This is a genomic window from Hamadaea tsunoensis DSM 44101 (genome assembly GCF_000428945.1).
GTDB lineage: Bacteria > Actinomycetota > Actinomycetes > Mycobacteriales > Micromonosporaceae > Hamadaea > Hamadaea tsunoensis.
Map to the genome: position 1 here is coordinate 49,224 of NZ_AUAX01000034.1, position 20,473 is coordinate 69,696.

Here is a 20,473-nt window from a genome sequence, read left to right on the forward strand (position 1 = left end):
GCGGATCTATCGGTTCTCGGGGTAGTCGCGCTCCGGGTAGCCGACGTAGAGCTGCCGCGGGCGGCCGATCTTCGTCTCGGGGTCGTTGATCATTTCGCGCCACTGGGCGATCCAGCCGGGCAGGCGGCCGAGCGCGAACAGGACCGTGAACATCTTCGACGGGAAGCCCATCGCCTTGTAGATCAGGCCCGTGTAGAAGTCCACGTTGGGGTAGAGCTTGCGCGAGATGAAGTAGTCGTCCGCGAGGGCGATCTCCTCCAGCTTCATCGCGATGTCGAGCAGCGGGTCGGGCTTGTGCATGCGCTCCAGCACGTCCCGGGCGGCCTTCTTGACGATGGCGGCCCGCGGGTCGTAGTTCTTGTAGACCCGGTGGCCGAAGCCCATCAGCTTGACGCCCTCCTCCTTGTTCTTCACCCGGCGCACGAACGCCTCGACGTCGCCGCCGGAGGCCTGGATCTCGCCGAGCATCTCCAGGACGGCCTCGTTGGCGCCGCCGTGCAGCGGCCCGGACAGCGCGTTGACGCCGGCCGAGATGGAGGTGAAGAGGTTGGCCTGCGCGGAGCCCGCGATGCGTACCGTCGACGTCGAGCAGTTCTGCTCGTGGTCGGCGTGCAGGATGAACAGCATGTCCAGTACGCGCGCCACCACCGGGTCGGCGATGAACTCCTCGGCCTGGACCCCGAACGTCATGCGCAGGAAGTTCTCGACGTAGCCGAGCGAGTTGTCCGGGTAGAGCAGCGCCTGCCCCACCGACCGCTTGTACGCGTACGACGCGATCGTCGGCACCTTCGCCAGCAGGCGGATCGTCGAGATCTCGACGTGCTCGGTGTCGAACGGGTCGAGGCTGTCCTGGTAGAAGGTGGACAGTGCGGTGACCGCGGAGGACAGGACCGGCATCGGGTGCGCGTCGCGCGGGAAGCCCTCGAAGAACCGGCGCATGTCCTCGTGCAGCAGGGTGTGCCGCTTGATGTCGCCGGTGAACGTCTCCAGCTGCTGCGCGGTCGGCAGTTCGCCGTAGATCAGCAGGTAGGAGACCTCCAGGAAGGAGGACTTCTCGGCCAGCTGCTCGATCGGATACCCGCGGTAACGCAGGATACCGGCATCTCCGTCGATGTAGGTGATCTTCGACGAGCAGGTGGCGGTGTTCACGAAGCCCGGGTCGTAAGTCACGAAGCCGGTCTGGCTCAGCAACTTGCTGACGTCGGCCCCGGCTGGTCCTTCGACCGCCGGGTGCACCGGCAGGAGGAGCTGCCCGCCGGGGTGCTCGAGCTTGACTTCCGACATTGGTGTCCCTCGCAAGCCTGTGCAGTTTTCCGCGAACCGGGTGTGTCTGTCGCGGATCTGACGGATCTGATGGATGAATCCCTTCAGATTTACGGTAACGGCTTGGCCACACCCTGCGGCGGTGTCCCCGGGTGTTGTCTGCGTCACGCGCTGATCACGCATTGCGTGCTCATCCGGCCGGTTGTTTCCCCATCCCCTACGGTGTTACCGCTCTGTGACCAAACGGGTTGCTTGCTGTCACTACGCTCCCCATAAACTCGCGAAGCGCATCGTGCCCCATACACCCCAATAGCCCCGCCGCCCGCATCCCGCCGGACTGGCCCGCCACCCGCCACCAGTGCGGCCCCATCGAAGGACGACGCATGACCGACGCCCTCATCACCCTCGACGCGGTCAACAAATGGTTCGGAAAGCTCCACGTCCTGCGCGACGTAAACCTTTCCGTCGCCGCCGGCGAGGTCGTCGTGGTCATCGGACCCTCCGGCTCCGGCAAGTCGACGCTGTGCCGATCGATCAACCGCCTGGAGACCATAGACTCCGGCACCATCACGTTCGACGGCCGCCCGCTGCCCGCCGAGGGCCGCGCGCTGGCCCGGCTGCGGGCCGACGTCGGGATGGTGTTCCAGTCGTTCAACCTGTTCGCGCACAAGACGATCCTCGACAACGTGACGCTCGGCCCGACCAAGGTACGCCGGCAGTCCACAGCGGACGCGCGCGCGTACGGCATGGAGCTTCTGGAGCGCGTGGGAATCGCGGACCAGGCGGGCAAGCATCCTGCCCAGCTGTCCGGCGGCCAGCAGCAGCGGGCGGCGATCGCGCGGGCGCTCGCGATGCGCCCCAAGGCGATGCTCTTCGACGAGCCGACCTCGGCGCTGGACCCCGAGATGGTGGGCGAGGTGCTGGAGGTCATGACCGGCCTGGCCAAGGGCGGCATGACGATGATCGTCGTGACCCACGAGATGGGCTTCGCGCGGCACGCCGCCGATCGCGTCGTGTTCATGGCCGACGGCCAGATCGTCGAGCAGGCGCCGCCCGCGGAGTTCTTCGCGCAGCCGCGCACCGAGCGCGCCCGCGACTTCCTGGGCAAGGTCCTCAGCCACTGACGACCGCCCGCATCACCACACATTCTCCGCCGCCGGTCCCCTACCGGCGTGCGGTGTTGAGGGAGGAGACATCATGCGTTTGACGCGCATCGCCGCGGTGGCAGTCGTCGCCGCGCTCGCGCTGGGCGCTGCCGCCTGCGGTGGGGACGACGACAAGTCGAGCTCGAACAAGTTCCCCGCCGGTTCCACCATGGCCAAGCTCGCCGACGCTGGCAAGATCAAGATCGGCACCAAGTTCGACCAGCCGCTGTTCGGCCTCAAGGGCCTGGACGGCAAGCCGGCCGGCTTCGACGTGGAGATCGCGAAGATCCTCACCAAGGAGCTGGGCATCAAGGACGACAACATCGAGTGGGTCGAGTCCCCGTCGAAGGTTCGCGAGGACTACATCCAGCAGGACAAGGTCAGCCTGGTCGTGGCGACGTACACGATCAACGACGCCCGCAAGGAGAAGGTCTCCTTCGCCGGCCCGTACTTCACCGCCGGTCAGGACATCCTGGTCCGCAAGGACGACGACTCGATCAGCGGGCCGGAGTCCTTCCAGGCCGGTGACAAGAAGGTCTGCTCCGTGACCGGCTCGACGCCGGCCAAGAACATCGAGCAGTACCTGAAGGACAAGACCGCTCAGCTGGTCCTGTTCGACGTCTACTCGAAGTGCCTGGACGCGCTGAAGGCCAAGCAGGTCGACGCCATCACCACCGACAACGTGATCCTCTCGGGCTTCCAGAGCCAGAACCCGGACGCGGTCAAGCTGCTCGGCCAGCCCTTCACCCGCGAGCCCTACGGCATCGGCGTCAAGAAGGACGACAAGCAGTTCCGCGACTGGATCAACGACGTCCTCGAGGCGGCGTTCAAGGACGGCCGCTACAAGACGGCCTGGGACGCGACCCTCGGCACGAACGTCAAGATGCCCACGGCGCTGACCGTTCAGCGCTACTGACATAACTCCATAGAAGGGACACGGGCCGTGGAAGTCTTCTCCGACAAGCTCGACGTCTTCTGGAATGGCTTCCTCGGCACCGTGCAGATGTGCCTGCTCGCCGCGGTGGGCGCGCTGATCCTCGGCGCGCTCGTCGCGGTGCTGCGGATCTCGCCGATCCCGCCGCTACGCGCGGTGGGAACGGCGTACGTGACGGTGTTCCGGAACGTGCCGTTGACCGTGGTCATGTTCTTCGCGGCGTTCGCCCTGCCACTGCTGGGCAGCGACGCGAGCTTCCTGAAGATCCCCGGGCTGCGCGACGTCATCAAGCCGCTCGGCACCGACCTGCCGTACTTCCGGTTCGCCACGATCGCCCTCACGCTCTACACGACGGCGTTCGTCTGCGAGGCGCTCCGATCGGGCATCGGCGCCGTTCCGCTGGGGCAGGCCGAGGCGGCGCGCTCGCTCGGCCTCAGCTTCACCCAGAACCTCCGGCATGTGGTTCTTCCCCAGGCGTGGAAGCTCGCGATCGTGCCGCTGGGCAGCGTCATCATCGCCATGGTGAAGAATTCGGCGCTGGCCGCCGCCTTCGGCGTGATCGTCACCCTCATGGGCGTCGTCGACGAGTTGGTCTCCCAGCAGTACTACGACGCGGTCCCGGTCTTCCTCGGGGTCGCCGTCGGCTTCCTCATCCTGACCATCCCGCTCGGGCTTCTCCTCGACATGGTCGAGCGCTCGCAGAAGAAGGTCGCCACCCGATGAACAGTGTCCTCTACGACGCGCCCGGTCCGCGTACGCGGCTGATCACGATCATCGCCAGCATCGTGGCCGTGCCCGTGCTCGCGTACGCCGCCTATCGCTGGATCTACGTGCCGCTCGACCAGCACCACCAGTTCGACGGCAAGATCTGGGCGCCGATCGTGAACCCCGGCAACCAGTACTTCCCGATGGTCTGGGATCGCTGGCAGACCGGCTGGCTGAACACGCTCAAGGCGGCCGGCCTGTCGATCGTGGCATCCCTGATCGTCGGCTCCCTGCTCGCACTGCTCCGGCGTCAGCTGCTCGAACTCCGGATCTTCCGGATGAGCCCGCTGAAGCGGCTCGGCCTGAACAGCACGCGCTCGGCGACGCGTACATGGGTCGAGGTCTGGCGCGGTACGCCGGTCGTCACGACCCTCTTCTTCGTCTTCATGGTGCTGCCGGTCTGGGGCATCGATTTCGACGACCGCCTGTGGTTCCTCGTCATCGGCTTGACGCTCTACAACAGCGTCGTCATCGGCGAGATCCTCCGGTCCGGAATGGACGGTCTGCCGGCCGGTCAGCGGGAGGCGGCCTTCGCGGTCGGCCTGCGCCCCTGGCAGACCTCCTGGCTGGTGCTCTACCCGCAGGCGCTGCGGGTCATGCTGCCGTCACTGATCAGCCAGGTCGTCGTGATCCTCAAGGACACCTCGCTCGGCGGCCTGATCATCTCGTACGAGGAGGCGCTCGGCGTCTCCAAGCAGATGGTCGAGGCGTTCCACAGCTACAACATCGACATCGGCATCCCGATGTACTTCTCGGTCGGCGTCATGTACATCGTCGTGAACTACGCGCTGTCGAAGCTGGCCCAGTACCTGCAGAAGCGGCTGTCCAAGAGCGGCTACAAGGCGGTGGAACCGCCGGTCACGGCGCTCGTGTCACAGGCCGAGGCCAGCGCGGCGTGACCACCCGCCCGGCTTGCCCATGATCCCGTTTGGATCAGGTTTTCGCACGTGATCATGGACCATGATTCGGGTGACATCCCTGATCCAAGCGGGATCTTGGGGTCGTGGGATCTTGGGGTCTTCCGTCAGCGGGCGATCTCGGTCGTCCGCGACTCGCGGACGACGGTGACGCGGATCTGACCGGGGTAGGTCAGCTCCTCCTCGATCTGCTTGGCCACGTCCCGGGCGAGGACCGCCGCGCCGATCTCGTCGACCTGCTCCGGCCGGACCATGACCCGGATCTCGCGGCCGGCCTGCATCGCGAAGACCTTCTCGACGCCGACCTTGCCGGAGGCGATCTCCTCGATCCGCTCCAGCCGCTTCACGTACGCTTCGAGGCTCTCCCGCCGGGCCCCCGGACGGCCGCCGGAGCAGGCGTCGGAGGCCTGGGTGAGGACCGCCTCGATGGTCTGGGGCGCGACCTCGTTGTGGTGCGCCTCGATGGCGTGCACGACCTCTTCCGACTCGCCGCAGCGGCGGGCCAGGTCGGCGCCGATGAGCGCGTGCGACCCCTCCACCTCGTGCGTGAGCGCCTTGCCGATGTCGTGCAGGAACGCCGCCCGCTTGATGATCGCCGGTTCGAGCCGGAGCTCGGCCGCCATGATCCCGGCGATGTGCGCGGTCTCGACGAGGTGCTTGAGCACGTTCTGCCCGTACGAGGTCCGGTAGCGCAGCCGGCCGAGCATGGTCACCAGGTCCTCGTGGATCTCCGTGATGCCGACCTCGACCAGGGCGTCCTCGGCCGCCCGCAGGCAGAGCCGCTCGACCTCGTCGCGGGCGGTCTCGTAGACCTCCTCGATCCGGTGCGGGTGGATGCGGCCGTCGAGGACCAGCTTCTCCAGGGTGACCCGGCCGATCTCCCGGCGTACGGGGTCGAAGCAGGAGAGCAGGACCGCCTCGGGAGTGTCGTCGATGATCAGGTTGACCCCGGTGACCTGCTCGAAGGCGCGGATGTTGCGGCCCTCGCGGCCGATGATCCGGCCCTTCATCTCGTCGGAGGGCAGGTGCAGGACGCTGACCACGCTCTCCGCGGTCTGCTCGCTCGCGACCCGCTGGATGGCGTCGACGACGATGTGCCGGGCCCGCTGATCGGCGGTCGACCGGGCGTCGTTCTCGATGTCCCGGATGAGCAGGACCGCTTCGCGCTTCGCCTGCGCCTCGACGGCCTCGACGAGTTCGGCCTTGGCGGCGTCGGCGGTCAGCCCGGCGACACGCTCCAACTCCTTGCGACGCGCCTCCTCGCCCTTGTCCAGCTGGTCGGAGCGCTGGTTCAGCTCGGTCTCCCAGCGCACGAGGTCGAGTTCGGCGGCGGCGATCCGGCGGTCGCGCTCGGCGAGGCGTTCGGCCTCCTCGCCGTGCAGGCGCTCGCGCTCGGCCAGCCGGTCGGCCTCCTCGGCGTGGCGGCGCTCCCGTTCGTCGAGCCGCTGGGCCCGCCGCTCGGCGTCCTCCGACTGCTCCTTGGCGGTCGCGGTCAGCAGCGCGATCTCCCGCTCACCACTGCGGCGGGCAGCTTGGCGTACCTGTTCGGCGTCGAGCTCGGCTTGCTTCTGGGCACGTTCCAGGAGCCCCTCCGCCTCCGTGTGGGCGGAGTCGAGGATGCGCTGCGCCTCCGTACGCGCCGCGGACGCCTCGGCCTTCGCGGCGGCGGCGTCGGCCTTGGCGGCGGTCGCGTCGCCCCGGGCCGAGCTGGCTTCCCGCTGGGCGGTGGCGGCGAGCGCGCGGGCCTGTTCCAAAGTCGCGGCCGCCTCGATGGCGGCCGCGTGAAGTTCACGGGATTCGGCGCTGTCGGCGGCTGCGATCGGCCGCTGCCACAGCGAGTGGTCGTCCGCCGCGGCGGGCTGCCGCCCACCCCCGCCCATCTGGCGCAGCACGCGTACGCCGACCACGAACAACGCGACGACACCGAGGGCGAGCAGGACGACCGCGCCCGCGAGCACTCCCTCGAGCCCGCTCATGGTCACTCCCTTCGCCGTCATCAGCGTGGGTCGCCCGACCATGGCGAGGGTGCACGACATCGACCCGCACAGCGGCCCGGAAAGTCCACACCGGACACCCGACGCGTGCCGGCTGTCCGAACGGTTATCCCGGACCGATGTCGAGAGAACATCGGTCACTCAAACTGTTGCTCTACTGTTACGCGATCTATGTTGTGCGCTTTAACCCAAGGTGGTCGGAGGAAACCCTCGTACCACGAGGCTAGGTTGTGAGGGACGCTCGGTCAAGAACTCATGATCAGACACGATCCGGGCGTTCCCACTCAGCCTCGGCGGCTTCCGCCTCGAGCGCGTCGGCCCACGCTTCGCCGTCGGCGCCGAGTTCCCGCTGGTCAAGCACGTCCTTGACGATCCGGTACGCGACGCCCGGCCCGTAGCCCTTGCGCGCGAGCATGCCGACCAGGCGACGGAAGACGGCGTCCGGTTCGCCCCGTATCGTCCGGACTTTGCGCTCGACCAGCTCGCGGGCGGTCCGCTCCTCGGCATCCGGGGCCAGCTCGTCCAGCGCCTCGGCGACCGTGTCCGAGTCGACGCCCTTGCGCCGCAGCTCCTGGCTGAGCGCTCGGCGGGCGAGGCCCTTGCCGTGGTGGCGTGATTCGACCCACGCGCGCGCGAAGGCCGCGTCGTCGATGAGGCCGACCTCGTCGTAGCGGTCCAGCACCTCGGCCGTGACTTCGTCCGGAATGTCCTTCTTCAACAGGGCGTCGGCGAGTTCCTTGCGCGTACGCGGCCGGACGGCGAGCAGCCGGAGGCAGATGTCCCGGGCGACTTCGCTCTGGTCACGAGGCTTCGGCGGAGCCGCCGACACACCGGTACGCGTGTCGTCCCCCTCGGCGCGTCGAGCGTGTCGCCGACTTTCCCGGGTTGTGCGAAATGTCTCATCACTGTCAGGCCCCGCCGACCGACCAGCGGCCTGCTCGGCTTCGTCGGGGAACCACGTCACCTCGCCGCCCTCCGCGGTGGCGCGGGGCCGGGTACGAGGCGGCCGGGGCGGGGCGGCATCCCAACCCCGGCCCGTACGCGCTCGTCTTGTCACGATGTGCTCGTCCCCCGCTCAGTGCCCGTGGACGTGACCGTCGATCAGAAGTCCACCGGGGGCAGCGCCGGGCCGCCGGCCTCGTCGTTCGCGGCACCCACGCCGACGCCGAGCTTCTCCAGGATCTTCTTCTCGATCTCGGCCGCGACGTCGGGGTTCTCCTTGAGGAACTCCCGCGCCTTCTCCTTGCCCTGGCCGAGCTGGTCGCCCTCGTACGTGTACCAGGCGCCCGCCTTGCGGATGATGCTCTGCTCGACGCCCACGTCGATCAGCGAACCCTCCCGCGAGATGCCCTTGCCGTACATGATGTCGAACTCGGCCTGCCGGAACGGGCTGGAGACCTTGTTCTTGACGACCTTGACCCGGGTCCGGTTGCCGACGACCTCGGTGCCGTCCTTCAGGCTCTCGATCCGCCGCACGTCGAGGCGGACCGACGCGTAGAACTTCAGCGCCTTACCACCGGTCGTGGTCTCGGGCGAGCCGAACATCACGCCGATCTTCTCGCGCAGCTGGTTGATGAAGATCGCGGTCGTGTTGGTGTTGTTGAGCGCGCCGGTCATCTTCCGCAGCGCCTGGCTCATGAGCCGGGCCTGCAGACCGACGTGGCTGTCGCCCATCTCGCCCTCGATCTCGGCCCGCGGCACGAGCGCGGCCACCGAGTCGATGACGATGAGGTCGAGGGCGCCCGACCGGACCAGCATGTCGGCGATCTCCAGCGCCTGCTCGCCGGTGTCCGGCTGGGACACCAGGAGGGCGTCGGTGTCGACGCCGAGAGCCTTGGCGTACTCCGGGTCGAGGGCGTGCTCGGCGTCGATGATCGCGGCGATGCCGCCGGCCCGCTGGGCGTTGGCGATCGAGTGCAGGGCCAGCGACGTCTTACCGGAGGCCTCCGGGCCGTAGATCTCGACGATGCGGCCCCGCGGCAGGCCGCCGACGCCGAGGGCGACGTCGAGGGCGATCGAGCCGGTCGGGATGACCGACATCTGCACCTGCGGCCGCTCGCCGAGGCGCATCACCGAGCCCTTGCCGTGCGCCTTCTCGATCTGGGCGAGCGCCAGATCCAGCGCTTTGCTCTTATCGGGACTGCCGCTGCCTGATGCTGCTGCCATGTTTGCCACCCCTTGCTGGGCCGCCTTCGCGGGCGCCTTCGCCGTCGAGCTCTTCGTCACGTCCGACACCGTATGCGGCGGGTACGACAAAACCGCCGATGATCACGTGCGCGGGCCGACGGAGGAGTTCCATTCCGTAGTGAACGAGCCGCACGATACCCGTACAGGCGTACTAAGTGCTACCCGACACGCTATCGGAGCCGGGACGGCACACGGTCGGGGTAAGTCGCCACGACAGCCCGCCAGACGGTCACCGTCTCGACGCCGGACCGCAGCGCGTCGTCGACGGTCAGGCCGAGCTGCGGCAGCACCTGGTCGGCCGCGACCGACCGGGCGTACGTCGTGCCGAACGCCTCGCCCATCCGCCGCCAGAAGTCACTCAGCTTCATCGGCAACCCTTCCACTCATCCGACCAGGGTGCCCCGTCCGGAGCGCCAGCGCCAGCAGCGGCACGATCGCCACGGCGGCCAGACCGGCCAGCGCCGCGTACGACAGTTCCTGGACGATGATTCCCGACAGCAGTCCGGCGCCGGCCCCGGCGATCCCCGTGGCCAGATCGGACAGGCCCTGCGCGGACGCCTTCACCGGCAGCGGGACGCTCTCGGCGAACATCGTCGAGCCGGCCACCATCGTGCACGACCAGCCCTGGCCGAGCAGGACCAGGCCGATCGTCAGGCGTACGACGTCGTCGCCGGCGGTGCCCGCGACCGCGCACGCCGCCGCCAGCAGCGCCACGCCGGCCAGCACGACCTGGCGCCGCCCGACCCGGTCGGTCAGCCAGCCGACCAGCGGCGACAGCGCGTACATGCCGGCGATGTGCAGGCCGATCACGAAGCCGACGACGGTCAGCGTCCCCGGACCGTGGTGGGTGGCGCCGATGTGGATCGGCGTCATCGACATCACACCGACCATGACCGTGTGCCCGAGCGCCATCGCGGACAGGCCCAGCCGGGCGGCCGGCACCGCCCACACCGCGCGGGCCGCCTCGGCCAGCCCCACCTTGCGGCCCGCCGGCCGGTCCGGCTCCGCCGGCGCGAGCTTCTTGGCCAGCCGCAGGGGATCCGGCCGCAGCATGACCAGCAGCCAGATCGCGCAGACGCCGAACGTCACCGCCGAGGCCAGGTAGGGCGCGGCCAGCTCGGGCACGCCGCGGCCGCGTACCAGGTAGCCCACCGGCGCGGCCAGGTTCGGCCCGGCCACCGCGCCGATCGTCGAGGCCCACACCACCCAGGACAGCTGGCGGCCCCGGTGGGCGGGATCGGCCAGGTCCGCCGCCGCGTACCGGGACTGGTATTTGCCGGTGGTGCCGGCCCCGAACAGGAACATGCCCGCGAGCAGCCAGGCGACGTCCCGCCGGGCGGCCGCGACGACCACCAGCAGCGCGCCCAGCGCGCCCGCCAGGTAGCAGAGCGCGAGACCGGGACGGCGGCCGCGGCGGTTCATGAGCCGGCTCGCCGGCACCGCGAACACCGCGCCGCCCACGACCGCGACGCTCTGCGCGACGCCGGACAGCGCGGTGCCCACCATGTCGCGGGTCAGCAACGCCCCCACCGAGATGCCGATCGCGCTGCCCAAGCCGCTCACGATCTCGTTGGCGACGAGCACACGCACCGTGCGCCGCTGCACGCGCGCGACGTCGGGGAGGGACACGACGACTCCGAGGGGTAAGGAGTGACAGGGAGGTACGACCCTACAGGCGCCCCCTCGGCACCGTCACACCGTCCAGCGCCCGCCCGCTCCCCCGGCCGCCGCGGCGAAGGCGTCCGCGAACCGCTCCACCTCCGCGGTCTCCAGATTCGCGATCGTCACGCGTACGCCGGGCGGCGCGGCCAGCCGGTAGACGCTGCCCGGCGCGACGGCGTACCCGGCGTCCCGCAGGGCGGTGAGCGTACGCGTCTCGTCGGCCACGGGTACCCAGATGTTGATCCCCGTCCGGCCCATCGCGGGCAGTCCGCGGTCCCGCAGAGCAGTCACGAGCGCGTCGCGCCGCCGGTCGTACTCGCGGCCGGCCTCGCTGACGTCGACGGTCGCCCAGAGCCGCAGCAAGGTGTGCTGCAGGACGGTGGAGACCCAGCCGGAGCCGAGCCGCATGCGACCCTCCACACGGGACACCGTCGTCGCGTCACCGGCCAGTACGGCGATCCGCAGGTCGGGCCCGTAGGGCTTGGACGCGCTGCGCAGGAACGCCCACCGGTCGGTGGTCCCGGCCAGCGTGGCCAGCGGCACGGCGGCCAGCTCGGCGGCGTGGTCGTCCTCGATCACGAGCACGTCCTGGTGGCGGAGCAGCCGCCGCAGGTCGGCCGCGCGCGCGGCGCTCACGGCGGCTCCGGTCGGGCTCTGCGCCCGCGTCGTCACCACGATCGCCTTGACCCCTTTGACCAGCGCGGCGCGCACGCCCTCGACGGTCGGGCCCTCGTCGTCGACCGGCATCGGCACCGGCGTGAGCCCCCGCGCGGCCATCAGGTCCAGCGAGGCCGCCCAGCCCGGGTCCTCGACGCCGACCGGATCGCCGGGTCGCACCGCAGCGTCGAGCAGGCGGTCGAGGCCGTCGAGCGCACCGCCGACGACCGTGACCGCCGCGTCCGCCGGCAGCTCGGACAGCCGCGTCCGGGCCGCCTCCAGCAGCGCGGGCAGCGGTCCGCCGTTGCGGTAGTTGGCCGGCGTCCGGTGGGCGGCCGCGTACGTGAGTGCCTCGGTCAGGTCGGGCAGCAGCGTCGGCTCGCCCCGCGCCAGATCCAGTACGCCGGGCGGCAGGCTCAATCCGCGCTGCGACCGGAACGTCGAGATCGGCGGCTCGCGGCGGACACGCGTACCGTGCCGGCCCTGGGTCTCGATGACGCCCCGCTGGCGCAGCTGCTGGTACGCGGCCGCGGCGGTGTTCGCGGCCACGCCCAGCTCCTCGGCGAGCGCCCGGACGGTGGGCAGCGCGTCGCCTTCGCGCAGCGCGCCCGTCCGCACGCCCTCCTCGACGCTGCCGACGATGGCGGCTGCGGACTTCCCGGTGATCTGATACTGTACTGCCACAGTTTCAAGACTGTACCAGAACAATCATCTTTCGCGGAGCCCGCCATGCCCACTGCCCCGGAAACTGCCCCGGCCCATTTCCCTCAGACCGACCGGACCACCAGCCTCCGCGAGAAGGATCGCATGCGCTACAACCGCGAGGAGGCGTACGCGCTGCTCGACGAGGCGTGGACCTGCACGGTCAGCTTCGTGCTCGACGGACAGCCCCGGGCGCTGCCCACGCTCTACGTCCGCATCGGCGACCACGTCTACATCCACTTCTCGACCGGCTCCCGGATCGGCCTCGGCGGGCGGGACGGCCTGCCCGTCTGCCTGTCGGTGACGCAGCTCGACGCGCTGATCCTGGCCCGGTCGCAGTTCCACCACAGCGCGAACTACCGGTCGCTGGTCGCCCACGGCGTCGCCGAACTGGTGGCCGACCCGGACGAGCGGTCCGCCGCGTTCACCGCCCTGACGGAGAAGGTCGGTCCGGGACGCTCGGCGCACACCCGGCCGCCGTCGGCCAAGGAAGCCGCCCAGACCGCCGTCCTGCGGCTGCCCCTCGACGAGGTCAGCGTGCGTACGCGTACCGGCGGGGTGAACGAGGAGCCCGAGGATCTCGCACTGCCCTACTGGGCCGGGGTCGTGCCGATGCGCTCGGGCTACGGCCGGCCCGAACCGGACAAGGGCGTCACCGCCCCCCTGCCGGACTACCTGCGCCGGCCGCCCAGCCCCTGGCATGAGGCCCCGACGCTGACCGGCGAGCACGTGATCCTGGAACGCCTCACCATGGACCACGTCGAAGGCCTGTACGCGGCGGTCGGCCAGGACGACGACGTCTGGCGTTACCTGCTCAACGACACGCCCCGTTCTCTTGAGGAGATGGGCCGGCTGGTCGGCGACGCCGAGATCGCCCAGGCCCAGGGTGCCCGGGTGCCCTGGGTCCAACGCGACGCGGAGACCGGCGAGATCGTCGGCACGACCTCCTTCTACGGAGTCGACCCGCACAACCGGTCGGTGATCATCGGCATCACGACGCTGGGTCGCAAGTGGTGGCGTACCGGGATCAACACGGAGTCGAAGCTGCTCCTGCTCCGGCACGCCTTCGACACCCTGGGCTGCGTACGCGTCCAGTGGGAGGCCCACGCCGGCAACGTACGCTCCCACACGGCCATCGAGCGGCTCGGCGCGACCCGGGAAGGACTGCTGCGCAACCACAAGAAGCTGTCCGACGGGACCTGGCGCGACACGGTGGTCTTCGGCATGACCGCCGAGGAGTGGCCCAAGGCGGAGGCGGCCCTGGTCGCCCGGCTCCGGCCGCGCGCCTCATAACGCTCACGATCTTCAGCAGCACGCTGCCCCGGGACTTTGTCGCGACTGTCCGATATGGCGGCCGGGTGGATCGGCTGGGCGGGGATCGTTCGCGGCTGGGATGTAGTTTCCGACCCATCCCCTCGATCCATTGCGGCTGGGATGTAGGTAGAGGCCGTTTCCTACATCCCGACCGCTGTGGATCTTGGGCGAGAGGTGGGTTTTACATCTCAGCCGCTATGGATCACGCTCAGGCCGTCCCGCGGTCGGCCGTGACCCATGATGCGGGAACGATCTTCCGTTATGCGAACACGGGACACTGTTTTCTTGATCATTTACGGCTGAGGTGTAAATCCGGTCCGATCTGCATGATCAATTACGCGTCAGGTGCAGCCGGACCCGGTCAACGTGCTCCAGAACCGTAAACGATCATGCATTGGGTAGCCGTTTTCGCACCTCAGCCGTAAAGGATCAAGAAAACGAGGCCCTGTTGGTCGCCGCCGGGGCGCACAAGTCGGACAGTCGCGACAAAAGCCGGGGCGAAGGGTGAAACGGTGGCTGGGCGACGGTGGATGATGCGTCGCCCCACTCAGCTGGCAGTGGAGGCCCCGTCACGAAGTGGCGGGGCCGGAGCGGTCTCCCGCGCGAGGAGCGGAGGTGAGATCGACGAACCCGGGACAAAAGCCCTTGAAAGATCTTGAACTTGATCTTGAGAGAAGGCGGCGGATCAGGCGAACGAGAGGGCCAGATCCTGGCGGCCGAGCGCCGTGACGATCTCGTTGAAGACCGGGACGTCCGCGCTCACCGGCCGCTGCGGGAGACGCGCGTGGTGGTAGTGGTGACGCTCACGGCGTACGACGACGAAGTGGACCGCCGCACGGACCATGGCCCGGTCGGCCGCGCTGGCGCGGGCGGTCTCGGCGACGAGGCGGCGGAGGTTGACCGCGATCCGCTCGGCGAGCGCGAAGTCGTGCGGCGAACGGGCCTGTACCCACGCCAGGTGGGCGTCGAGCTGACGGAGCAGAACGTCGGATTCGTGGGAGGCGGCGCGGGGCACGGTTCGGGTCAGGATCGGGGCGGAACGACGGTCGTCCATGGCACTAGCCCTCCAGCCGGTCGTGGACTCACGGAACGTTCCCCAGACCTTACCCAACGTAATCGCAAGGTGACAACCCAGAAGTAGCGCAGATTTCCCCCAAACCAGCGATTCAGCGCACACCTGCGAGGTACGCCGGAATGTCGGTGCCCCAGGGCAGGATGGGTAGCGTGACGGATGTGCCAGAGCCGGGCTTCGGACCGGCGACGCGCGAGTGGTTCGCGAGCGCGTTCGCGGCGGCGACTCCGGCGCAGGCGGGCGCCTGGCGGGCGATCGCGGCCGGGCGGCACGCGCTGGTGGTCGCGCCGACCGGTTCGGGCAAGACGCTGGCGGCCTTCCTGTGGGCGCTGGACCGGCTGGCCCACGAGCCGATGCCGGCGCAGCCGCTGCAGCGCTGCCGCGTGCTCTACGTGAGCCCGCTCAAGGCGCTGGCGGTGGACGTCGAGCGCAACCTGCGGACGCCGCTGACCGGGATCCGGCACGCGGCCGCCCGGCTGGGCCTGCCGGAGCCGGTGGTCGAGGTCGGGATGCGTACGGGCGACACGCCCGCGCAGGAGCGGCGGCTGTTCGCGCGGCGGCCGCCGGACATCCTCATCACCACACCGGAGTCGCTGTTCCTGCTGCTGACCTCGCAGGCGCGCGAGTCGCTGCGCGGCGTCGAGACGGTGATCATCGACGAGGTCCACGCGGTGGCCGGGACGAAACGCGGAGCGCACCTGGCGCTGTCCCTGGAGCGGCTGGACGCCTTGCTGCCCAAGCACGCCCAGCGTATCGGGCTGTCCGCGACCGTGCAGCCGACGGCGGTGGCCGCGCGCTTCCTCGGCGGCGCCGCGGCGGTGGAGGTCGTGCAGCCGCCGGCCTCGAAGACCATCGAGGTCGCGGTCGAGGTGCCGGTCGAGGACATGACCGCGCTCGACGAGGGTCGCCCCGACGACGAAGGGCCGCGGCGCTCGTCGATCTGGCCGGCCGTCGAGGAGCGCGTCTACGAGCTGATCCGGGCGCACCGGTCGACGATCGTCTTCACCAATTCGCGGCGTGGCGCCGAGCGGCTGTGCGCACGGCTCAACGAGCTGGCCGCCGAGCACATCGAGCGGTCGGTGGCGCCGCCGGCCGTGGTGATGGCCCAGTCGGGCACGGGCTACGGCGCGACACAGGTGATCGCCCGGGCGCACCACGGCTCGGTGTCCAAAGAGGAGCGCAAGCACATCGAGGAGGAGCTGAAGTCCGGGCGGCTGCCGGCCGTCGTCGCGACATCCAGCCTCGAACTCGGCATCGACATGGGCGCCGTCGACCTCGTCGTCCAGGTCGGCGCGCCGCCCAGCGTGGCCGCCGGGCTGCAACGAGTCGGCCGGGCCGGCCACCAGGTGGGCGCGGTGTCCCGCGGGGTGGTCTTCCCCACCCATCGCGGCGACCTGCTCACCGCGGCCGTGGTCGCCGACCGGATGACCACCGGCTCGCTGGAGTCCCTCGACTACCTGCACAGCCCGCTCGACGTGCTCGCGCAACACGTCGTGGCGATGACCGCGCTCGACGACTGGAGCGTGGCCGAGGCGGGCGACCTGATCCGCCGGGCCGCGCCCTTCGCAGAGCTGCCCGAGTCCGCCCTGCATTCCGTGCTCGACATGCTTTCCGGCCGTTATCCGTCGACCGCGTTCGCCGAGCTTCGCCCGCGTATCGTCTGGGACCGCGCGACCGACCGGATCTCCGGCCGCCCCGGCAACCAGCGGCTCGCGGTCACCAGCGGCGGCACGATCCCCGACCGCGGCCTCTTCGGCGTCTTCCTGGCCGCCAGCGACAAGCCGGCCCGCGTCGGCGAGCTGGACGAGGAGATGGTCTACGAGTCGCGGGTCGGCGACGTGTTCGCCCTCGGCTCGAGTTCGTGGCGGATCGAGGAGATCACGCCGGATCGCGTACTGGTGTCGCCGGCACCGGGGCAGCCGGCCCGACTGCCGTTCTGGAAGGGCGATCAGGCCGGCCGGCCGGTCGAACTGGGCAGGGCGCTCGGCGCGTTCCTGCGCCAGCCCGGCGACGCCTCGCATCTCGACCCGTCCGCCCAGGAGAATCTGCGCTCCTATATGGAGGAACAGCGCGCCGCCACCCGGCACCTGCCCGACGACCGGACCGTTCTGGTGGAACGGTTCCGGGACGAACTCGGCGACTGGCGCATCGTCATCCACTGCGTCCTCGGCGCGCCGGTCAACGCTCCCTGGGCGCTCGCGATCGGCCGGCGCCTCACCGAGCGGCTCGGCGTCGACGCACAGGTCCACGCGGCCGACGACGGGATCGTCATCCGGCTGCCGGAGGGCGCCGACGAGCCGCCCGGCGCCGGCGACTTCGCCTTCGACCCCGACGAGATCTCGATGATCGTCGCGGACGCGGTCGGCGGCTCCGCCCTGTTCGCGTCGCGCTTCCGTGAATGCGCGGCGCGCTCGCTGCTGCTGCCCCGCCGCGATCCCGGCCGGCGGCAACCGTTGTGGCAGCAACGGCAACGCGCGGCGCAGCTGCTCGACGTCGCCCGCGACTACCCCGACTTCCCGGTCACCCTCGAGGCCGCCCGCGAATGCCTGCGCGACGTCTTCGACCTGCCGGCCCTGGCCGACCTGATGCGCGCGATCGGGTCGCGACGCGTACGGCTGGTGGACGTGGGGACGGCCAAGCCCTCGCCGTTCGCCCGGTCACTGCTGTTCGGCTACGTCGGCGCCTTCCTGTACGGCGAGGACGTCCCGCTCGCCGAACGCCGGGCCGCCGCGCTCTCGCTCGACCCCACGTTGCTCGCCGAGCTCCTCGGCCGCGTCGAACTGCGCGAGCTGCTCGACCCCGCGGTCATCGAGGCCGTCGCGCAACGCCTGCGCTGGGCCGATCGGCGCGTACGCGACGCGGAGGACACGGTCGAGGTCCTCCGCCAGCTCGGCGAACTGCGGATCAACGAGCTGGACGCGCTCGGCGTGGACCCGGCCTGGCTGACGGCACTGGAGCGGGCCCACCGGATCTCCGCCGTACGCGTCGGCGGCCACCCGTGCTACATCCTGGCCGAGGACGCCGGCCGGTACAGGGACGCGCTCGGGGTCGCGTTGCCGGTCGGGTTGCCGCAGGCGTTCACCGCACCGGTCGCGGATCCGCTGACCGACCTCCTCGCCCGGTACGCGCGTACCCACGGCCCCTTCCGCGTCGAGGACTGCGCCGAGCGGCTCGGTCTCGGGGTGGCCGTCGTCGAGCACACGCTGCGCCGGATGGCGGCCGTCGGCCGGGTCGTCACCGGCGAGTTCACGGCCGCCTCGGACGGCGGCCACGTCGAGTGGTGCGACGCCGAGGTCCTGCGACTGCTGCGCCGGCGTACGCTGGCCGCGCTGCGCAAGGAGATCGAACCCGTCGCGCCGCAGGTGCTCGGCCGCTTCCTGCCGCGCTGGCAGGGTGTCGGGCGCAGCCGCCGCGGGGTGGACGGCGTCGCCGACGTCATCGCCCAGCTGCAAGGTACGCCGATCCCCGCCTCCGCCCTCGAACGCCTGATCCTGCCCGCCCGGGTCGACGGCTACCGTCCGTCCGATCTGGACGAACTGTGCGCGGCCGGTGAGGTCGTCTGGGCCGGGGCCGGCCCGATCGGCGGGGGCGACGGCTGGCTGGCGTTCGCGTTCGCCGACACCGCTCCGCTCGTCCTGCCGCCGCCGCTGGACCAGGAATGGCCGGCGGCGCATCAGGCGATCCTCGACGCGCTGCGCGGCGGAGCACTGTTCTTCCGCCAGCTGCCCGCCGGTTTCGAGCAGGCCGACCTGATCGGCGCGCTCTGGGACCTCGTGTGGGCCGGCCATGTCGGCAACGACACTCTGGGACCGGTGCGAGCATTGCTCTCCGGCGGTTCCGGGGCGCACAAGTCCCGCCCGGCGCCGGGACGGGCCCGGTACCAGCGGCCGGGGCGTACCTCGCTGACGACGCTCACCCAGGGGCCGCCGACCGTGGCCGGCCGCTGGCATCTCGTCGGCGAGCGCGACCTCGATCCGACCCGCCGCGCGGCCCTGCTCGCCGACGCCCTGCTGGAACGGCACGGTGTCGTCACCCGGGGCGCGGTCGCCGCCGAGGGCCCGCCCGGCGGCTTCGCGGGCGTCTATCCCGTGCTCGCCGGCCTGGAGGAGCGCGGCGCCGCACGCCGGGGCTACTTCGTGGAAGGCCTGGGCGCGGCCCAGTTCGCCCTCCCCGGCGCGGTCGACCGCCTTCGCGCGGAGGCGGCATCGGGAGCGGTGGTGCTGGCCGCCACCGACCCCGCGAATCCGTACGGCGCCGCACTGGAGTGGCCCGAAGGAGACGGCGGCCACCGCCCCGGCCGCAAGGCAGGCGCGCTGGTGGTGCTCGTCGACGGCGCTCTCGTCCTCTATGTCGAGCGCGGTGGCAGAACGCTGCTCTCCTTCGCCGCCGACGGCCCGGCCCTGACCCAAGCCGCGGAAGCCCTGGCCCAATCCGTACGCGACGGTGCCCTCGGCGCACTCAGCGTCGAGCGGGCGGACGGCGAGGCCGTCCAGGACTCCGAGCTGGGAAACGCTTTGGAGAGCGTCGGATTCAAGGTGACGCCGCGAGGACTTCGCCTCCGCTGACCGGGCTCTCCCCCGCCGAAGAGCACGCCGCGTCGCGTATTCCCAGAAGGTCGCGTATTCCCAGAAGAAGGAAGAGCCACCGACGGCCTGAACGGAGACACGGGGTTTCTGACATAGTCGGAAGATGGAAGAGCGAGCCCCCCGTGACTCCTATGTAGACTTTCTGCGGGCCGCGAGCCTCATCGTCGTGGTCCTCTGGCACTGGGCCTTCACCATCCTGACCTGGGTCGACAACGGCCCGGACGCCGGGCCGCACGCGACGAGCCCGCTCGGTTTCACCCACGGTTTCTGGCTCGCCACCTGGCTCTTCCAGGTGATGCCGCTGTTCTTCTACGTCGGCGGCTTCGTCCATCTCCGGTCGTGGGAACGGGCCCGGCGGCGCGGCGACACCCTGGGGCACTTCGTCTACCAACGGATCCGGCGGCTCGCCATTCCCGCCGCCGTGGTGCTGATGGCGTGGATCGCGGTCGGGACCGTGCTCGGCGCCTACTTCCATCTGGTGGGCATCGGGCGGGCGGTCACCCTCATCGTCAGTCCATTGTGGTTTCTCGCGGTCTATCTGATGCTGGTCCTGCTGCTGCCGGCCAGCATCCGCCTGCACGAGCGGTTCGGCAGCCTGATGCTGGTCTGGCTGGGCGGCCTCGCGATGATGGTCGACGTCGTGCGCTTCAACCTCGGCTACGAGCAGGCCGGCTGGCTCAACATGGTGCTCGTGTGGGGCCTCGCCCACCAGGCCGGCTTCTTCTACCAGCAGGTCGTCGACGCGCCTCGGCGTACGGACTGGGCGTTGTTGTGGGCCGGGCTGTTCGGACTGGTCGGGCTGGTCGGTTCGGGACTGTATCCCGGCTCGATGGTCGGCGTCCCCGGCGAGCGCTTCTCGAACATGGCCCCGCCGACGTTCGTCATCGTCGCGCTGCTCATCTTCCAGATGGGTGTCGTGGAACTGTTGCGCCCCACGATGATCCGGGTCCTCCAACGGCCGCGCTGGCGCCGGGCGAACGATCTCATCAACCGGTTCTCCCTGCCGTTGTACCTCGTCCACACGACCGGACTCGCGATATTTCTGTTCCTGGCTTGGCTACTGTTCGGTTACGAATTCACCGACCATACGGATCGTTCCGACATCGACCTCCAGTGGTGGGTCACCCGCCCGCTCGCCGTCGTCGGCCCGCTGATCTGCACACTTCCGGTGATCGTCCTGTTCTCCAAGATCGGCGTACGCCGAGAGCACCGCGTACCGGCCGACGAACCGGAGCCCGTGGCGTCGACCTGAACGGCCCTCCCGATCGGGTAACG

The 20,473-nt window shown here is 70.2% G+C and carries 15 protein-coding genes; 7 read left to right on the forward strand and 8 right to left on the reverse strand.

Features of this window, described 5'->3' with window-relative positions:
- Positions 1-6 precede the first annotated feature (6 nt).
- The gene (locus G401_RS0133985; protein ID WP_027345996.1) at positions 7-1,284 is read right to left on the reverse strand and encodes a citrate synthase; all 1,278 of its coding nucleotides are present in this window, start codon (positions 1,282-1,284) and stop codon (positions 7-9) included.
- Positions 1,285-1,646: 362 nt separating this feature from the next.
- On the opposite strand from G401_RS0133985, the gene G401_RS0133990 reads away from it, so the two are divergent.
- The 4 genes from G401_RS0133990 to G401_RS0134005 all read left to right on the forward strand — a co-directional run bounded on the left by G401_RS0133990 (position 1,647) and on the right by G401_RS0134005 (position 5,006).
- Positions 1,647-2,387, forward strand: a complete 741-nt coding sequence (locus G401_RS0133990; RefSeq protein WP_027345997.1) for an amino acid ABC transporter ATP-binding protein — start codon at positions 1,647-1,649, stop codon at positions 2,385-2,387.
- A 73-nt stretch (positions 2,388-2,460) separates the two neighbouring features.
- Entirely contained in the window at positions 2,461-3,324 is an 864-nt protein-coding gene (locus tag G401_RS0133995; protein WP_027345998.1) for a glutamate ABC transporter substrate-binding protein, read from the forward strand.
- Positions 3,325-3,351: 27 nt separating this feature from the next.
- Complete coding sequence (locus G401_RS0134000) at positions 3,352-4,065, forward strand: amino acid ABC transporter permease (protein WP_027345999.1); 714 nt, start codon at positions 3,352-3,354, stop codon at positions 4,063-4,065.
- Positions 4,062-5,006: an amino acid ABC transporter permease gene (locus G401_RS0134005; RefSeq protein ID WP_027346000.1), complete on the forward strand. Its 945-nt coding sequence runs from the start codon at positions 4,062-4,064 to the stop codon at positions 5,004-5,006. The genes G401_RS0134000 and G401_RS0134005 overlap by 4 nt, the downstream gene beginning before the upstream one ends.
- Before the next feature lie 125 nt (positions 5,007-5,131).
- On the opposite strand, the gene rny is transcribed toward G401_RS0134005, so the two are convergent.
- The 6 genes from rny to G401_RS0134035 all read right to left on the reverse strand — a co-directional run bounded on the left by rny (position 5,132) and on the right by G401_RS0134035 (position 12,208).
- The gene (gene rny / locus G401_RS0134010) at positions 5,132-7,000 is read right to left on the reverse strand and encodes a ribonuclease Y (protein ID WP_027346001.1); all 1,869 of its coding nucleotides are present in this window, start codon (positions 6,998-7,000) and stop codon (positions 5,132-5,134) included.
- A 277-nt stretch (positions 7,001-7,277) separates the two neighbouring features.
- Entirely contained in the window at positions 7,278-8,078 is an 801-nt protein-coding gene (locus G401_RS50320; protein WP_027346002.1) for a regulatory protein RecX, read from the reverse strand.
- Positions 8,079-8,119: 41 nt separating this feature from the next.
- Complete coding sequence (gene recA / locus G401_RS0134020; protein WP_027346003.1) at positions 8,120-9,184, reverse strand: recombinase RecA; 1,065 nt, start codon at positions 9,182-9,184, stop codon at positions 8,120-8,122.
- A 191-nt stretch (positions 9,185-9,375) separates the two neighbouring features.
- Entirely contained in the window at positions 9,376-9,573 is a 198-nt protein-coding gene (locus G401_RS0134025) for a DUF3046 domain-containing protein (protein WP_027346004.1), read from the reverse strand.
- A complete protein-coding gene (locus G401_RS50325) occupies positions 9,560-10,834 on the reverse strand; it encodes an MFS transporter (protein WP_051367552.1) in 1,275 nt (424 codons plus the stop codon). The genes G401_RS0134025 and G401_RS50325 overlap by 14 nt, the downstream gene beginning before the upstream one ends.
- A 63-nt stretch (positions 10,835-10,897) precedes the next feature.
- Positions 10,898-12,208, reverse strand: coding sequence for an aminotransferase class I/II-fold pyridoxal phosphate-dependent enzyme (locus tag G401_RS0134035; protein ID WP_027346005.1), 1,311 nt, complete (start codon positions 12,206-12,208; stop codon positions 10,898-10,900).
- Positions 12,209-12,331: 123 nt separating this feature from the next.
- Between G401_RS0134035 and G401_RS0134040 the strand changes: the two genes are divergently transcribed.
- On the forward strand, positions 12,332-13,519 hold the full coding sequence (locus G401_RS0134040) for a bifunctional pyridoxamine 5'-phosphate oxidase family protein/GNAT family N-acetyltransferase (protein WP_245601940.1): 1,188 nt from the start codon (positions 12,332-12,334) through the stop codon (positions 13,517-13,519).
- Between the two features lie 706 nt (positions 13,520-14,225).
- On the opposite strand, the gene G401_RS0134045 is transcribed toward G401_RS0134040, so the two are convergent.
- The gene (locus tag G401_RS0134045) at positions 14,226-14,594 is read right to left on the reverse strand and encodes a hypothetical protein (protein ID WP_027346007.1); all 369 of its coding nucleotides are present in this window, start codon (positions 14,592-14,594) and stop codon (positions 14,226-14,228) included.
- 161 nt (positions 14,595-14,755) lie between these two features.
- On the opposite strand from G401_RS0134045, the gene G401_RS0134050 reads away from it, so the two are divergent.
- Both G401_RS0134050 and G401_RS0134055 read left to right on the forward strand, forming a co-directional pair.
- Entirely contained in the window at positions 14,756-19,177 is a 4,422-nt protein-coding gene (locus G401_RS0134050; protein ID WP_027346008.1) for an ATP-dependent helicase, read from the forward strand.
- Between the two features lie 124 nt (positions 19,178-19,301).
- The gene (locus G401_RS0134055) at positions 19,302-20,450 is read left to right on the forward strand and encodes an acyltransferase family protein (protein ID WP_027346009.1); all 1,149 of its coding nucleotides are present in this window, start codon (positions 19,302-19,304) and stop codon (positions 20,448-20,450) included.
- Positions 20,451-20,473: the final 23 nt, after the last annotated feature.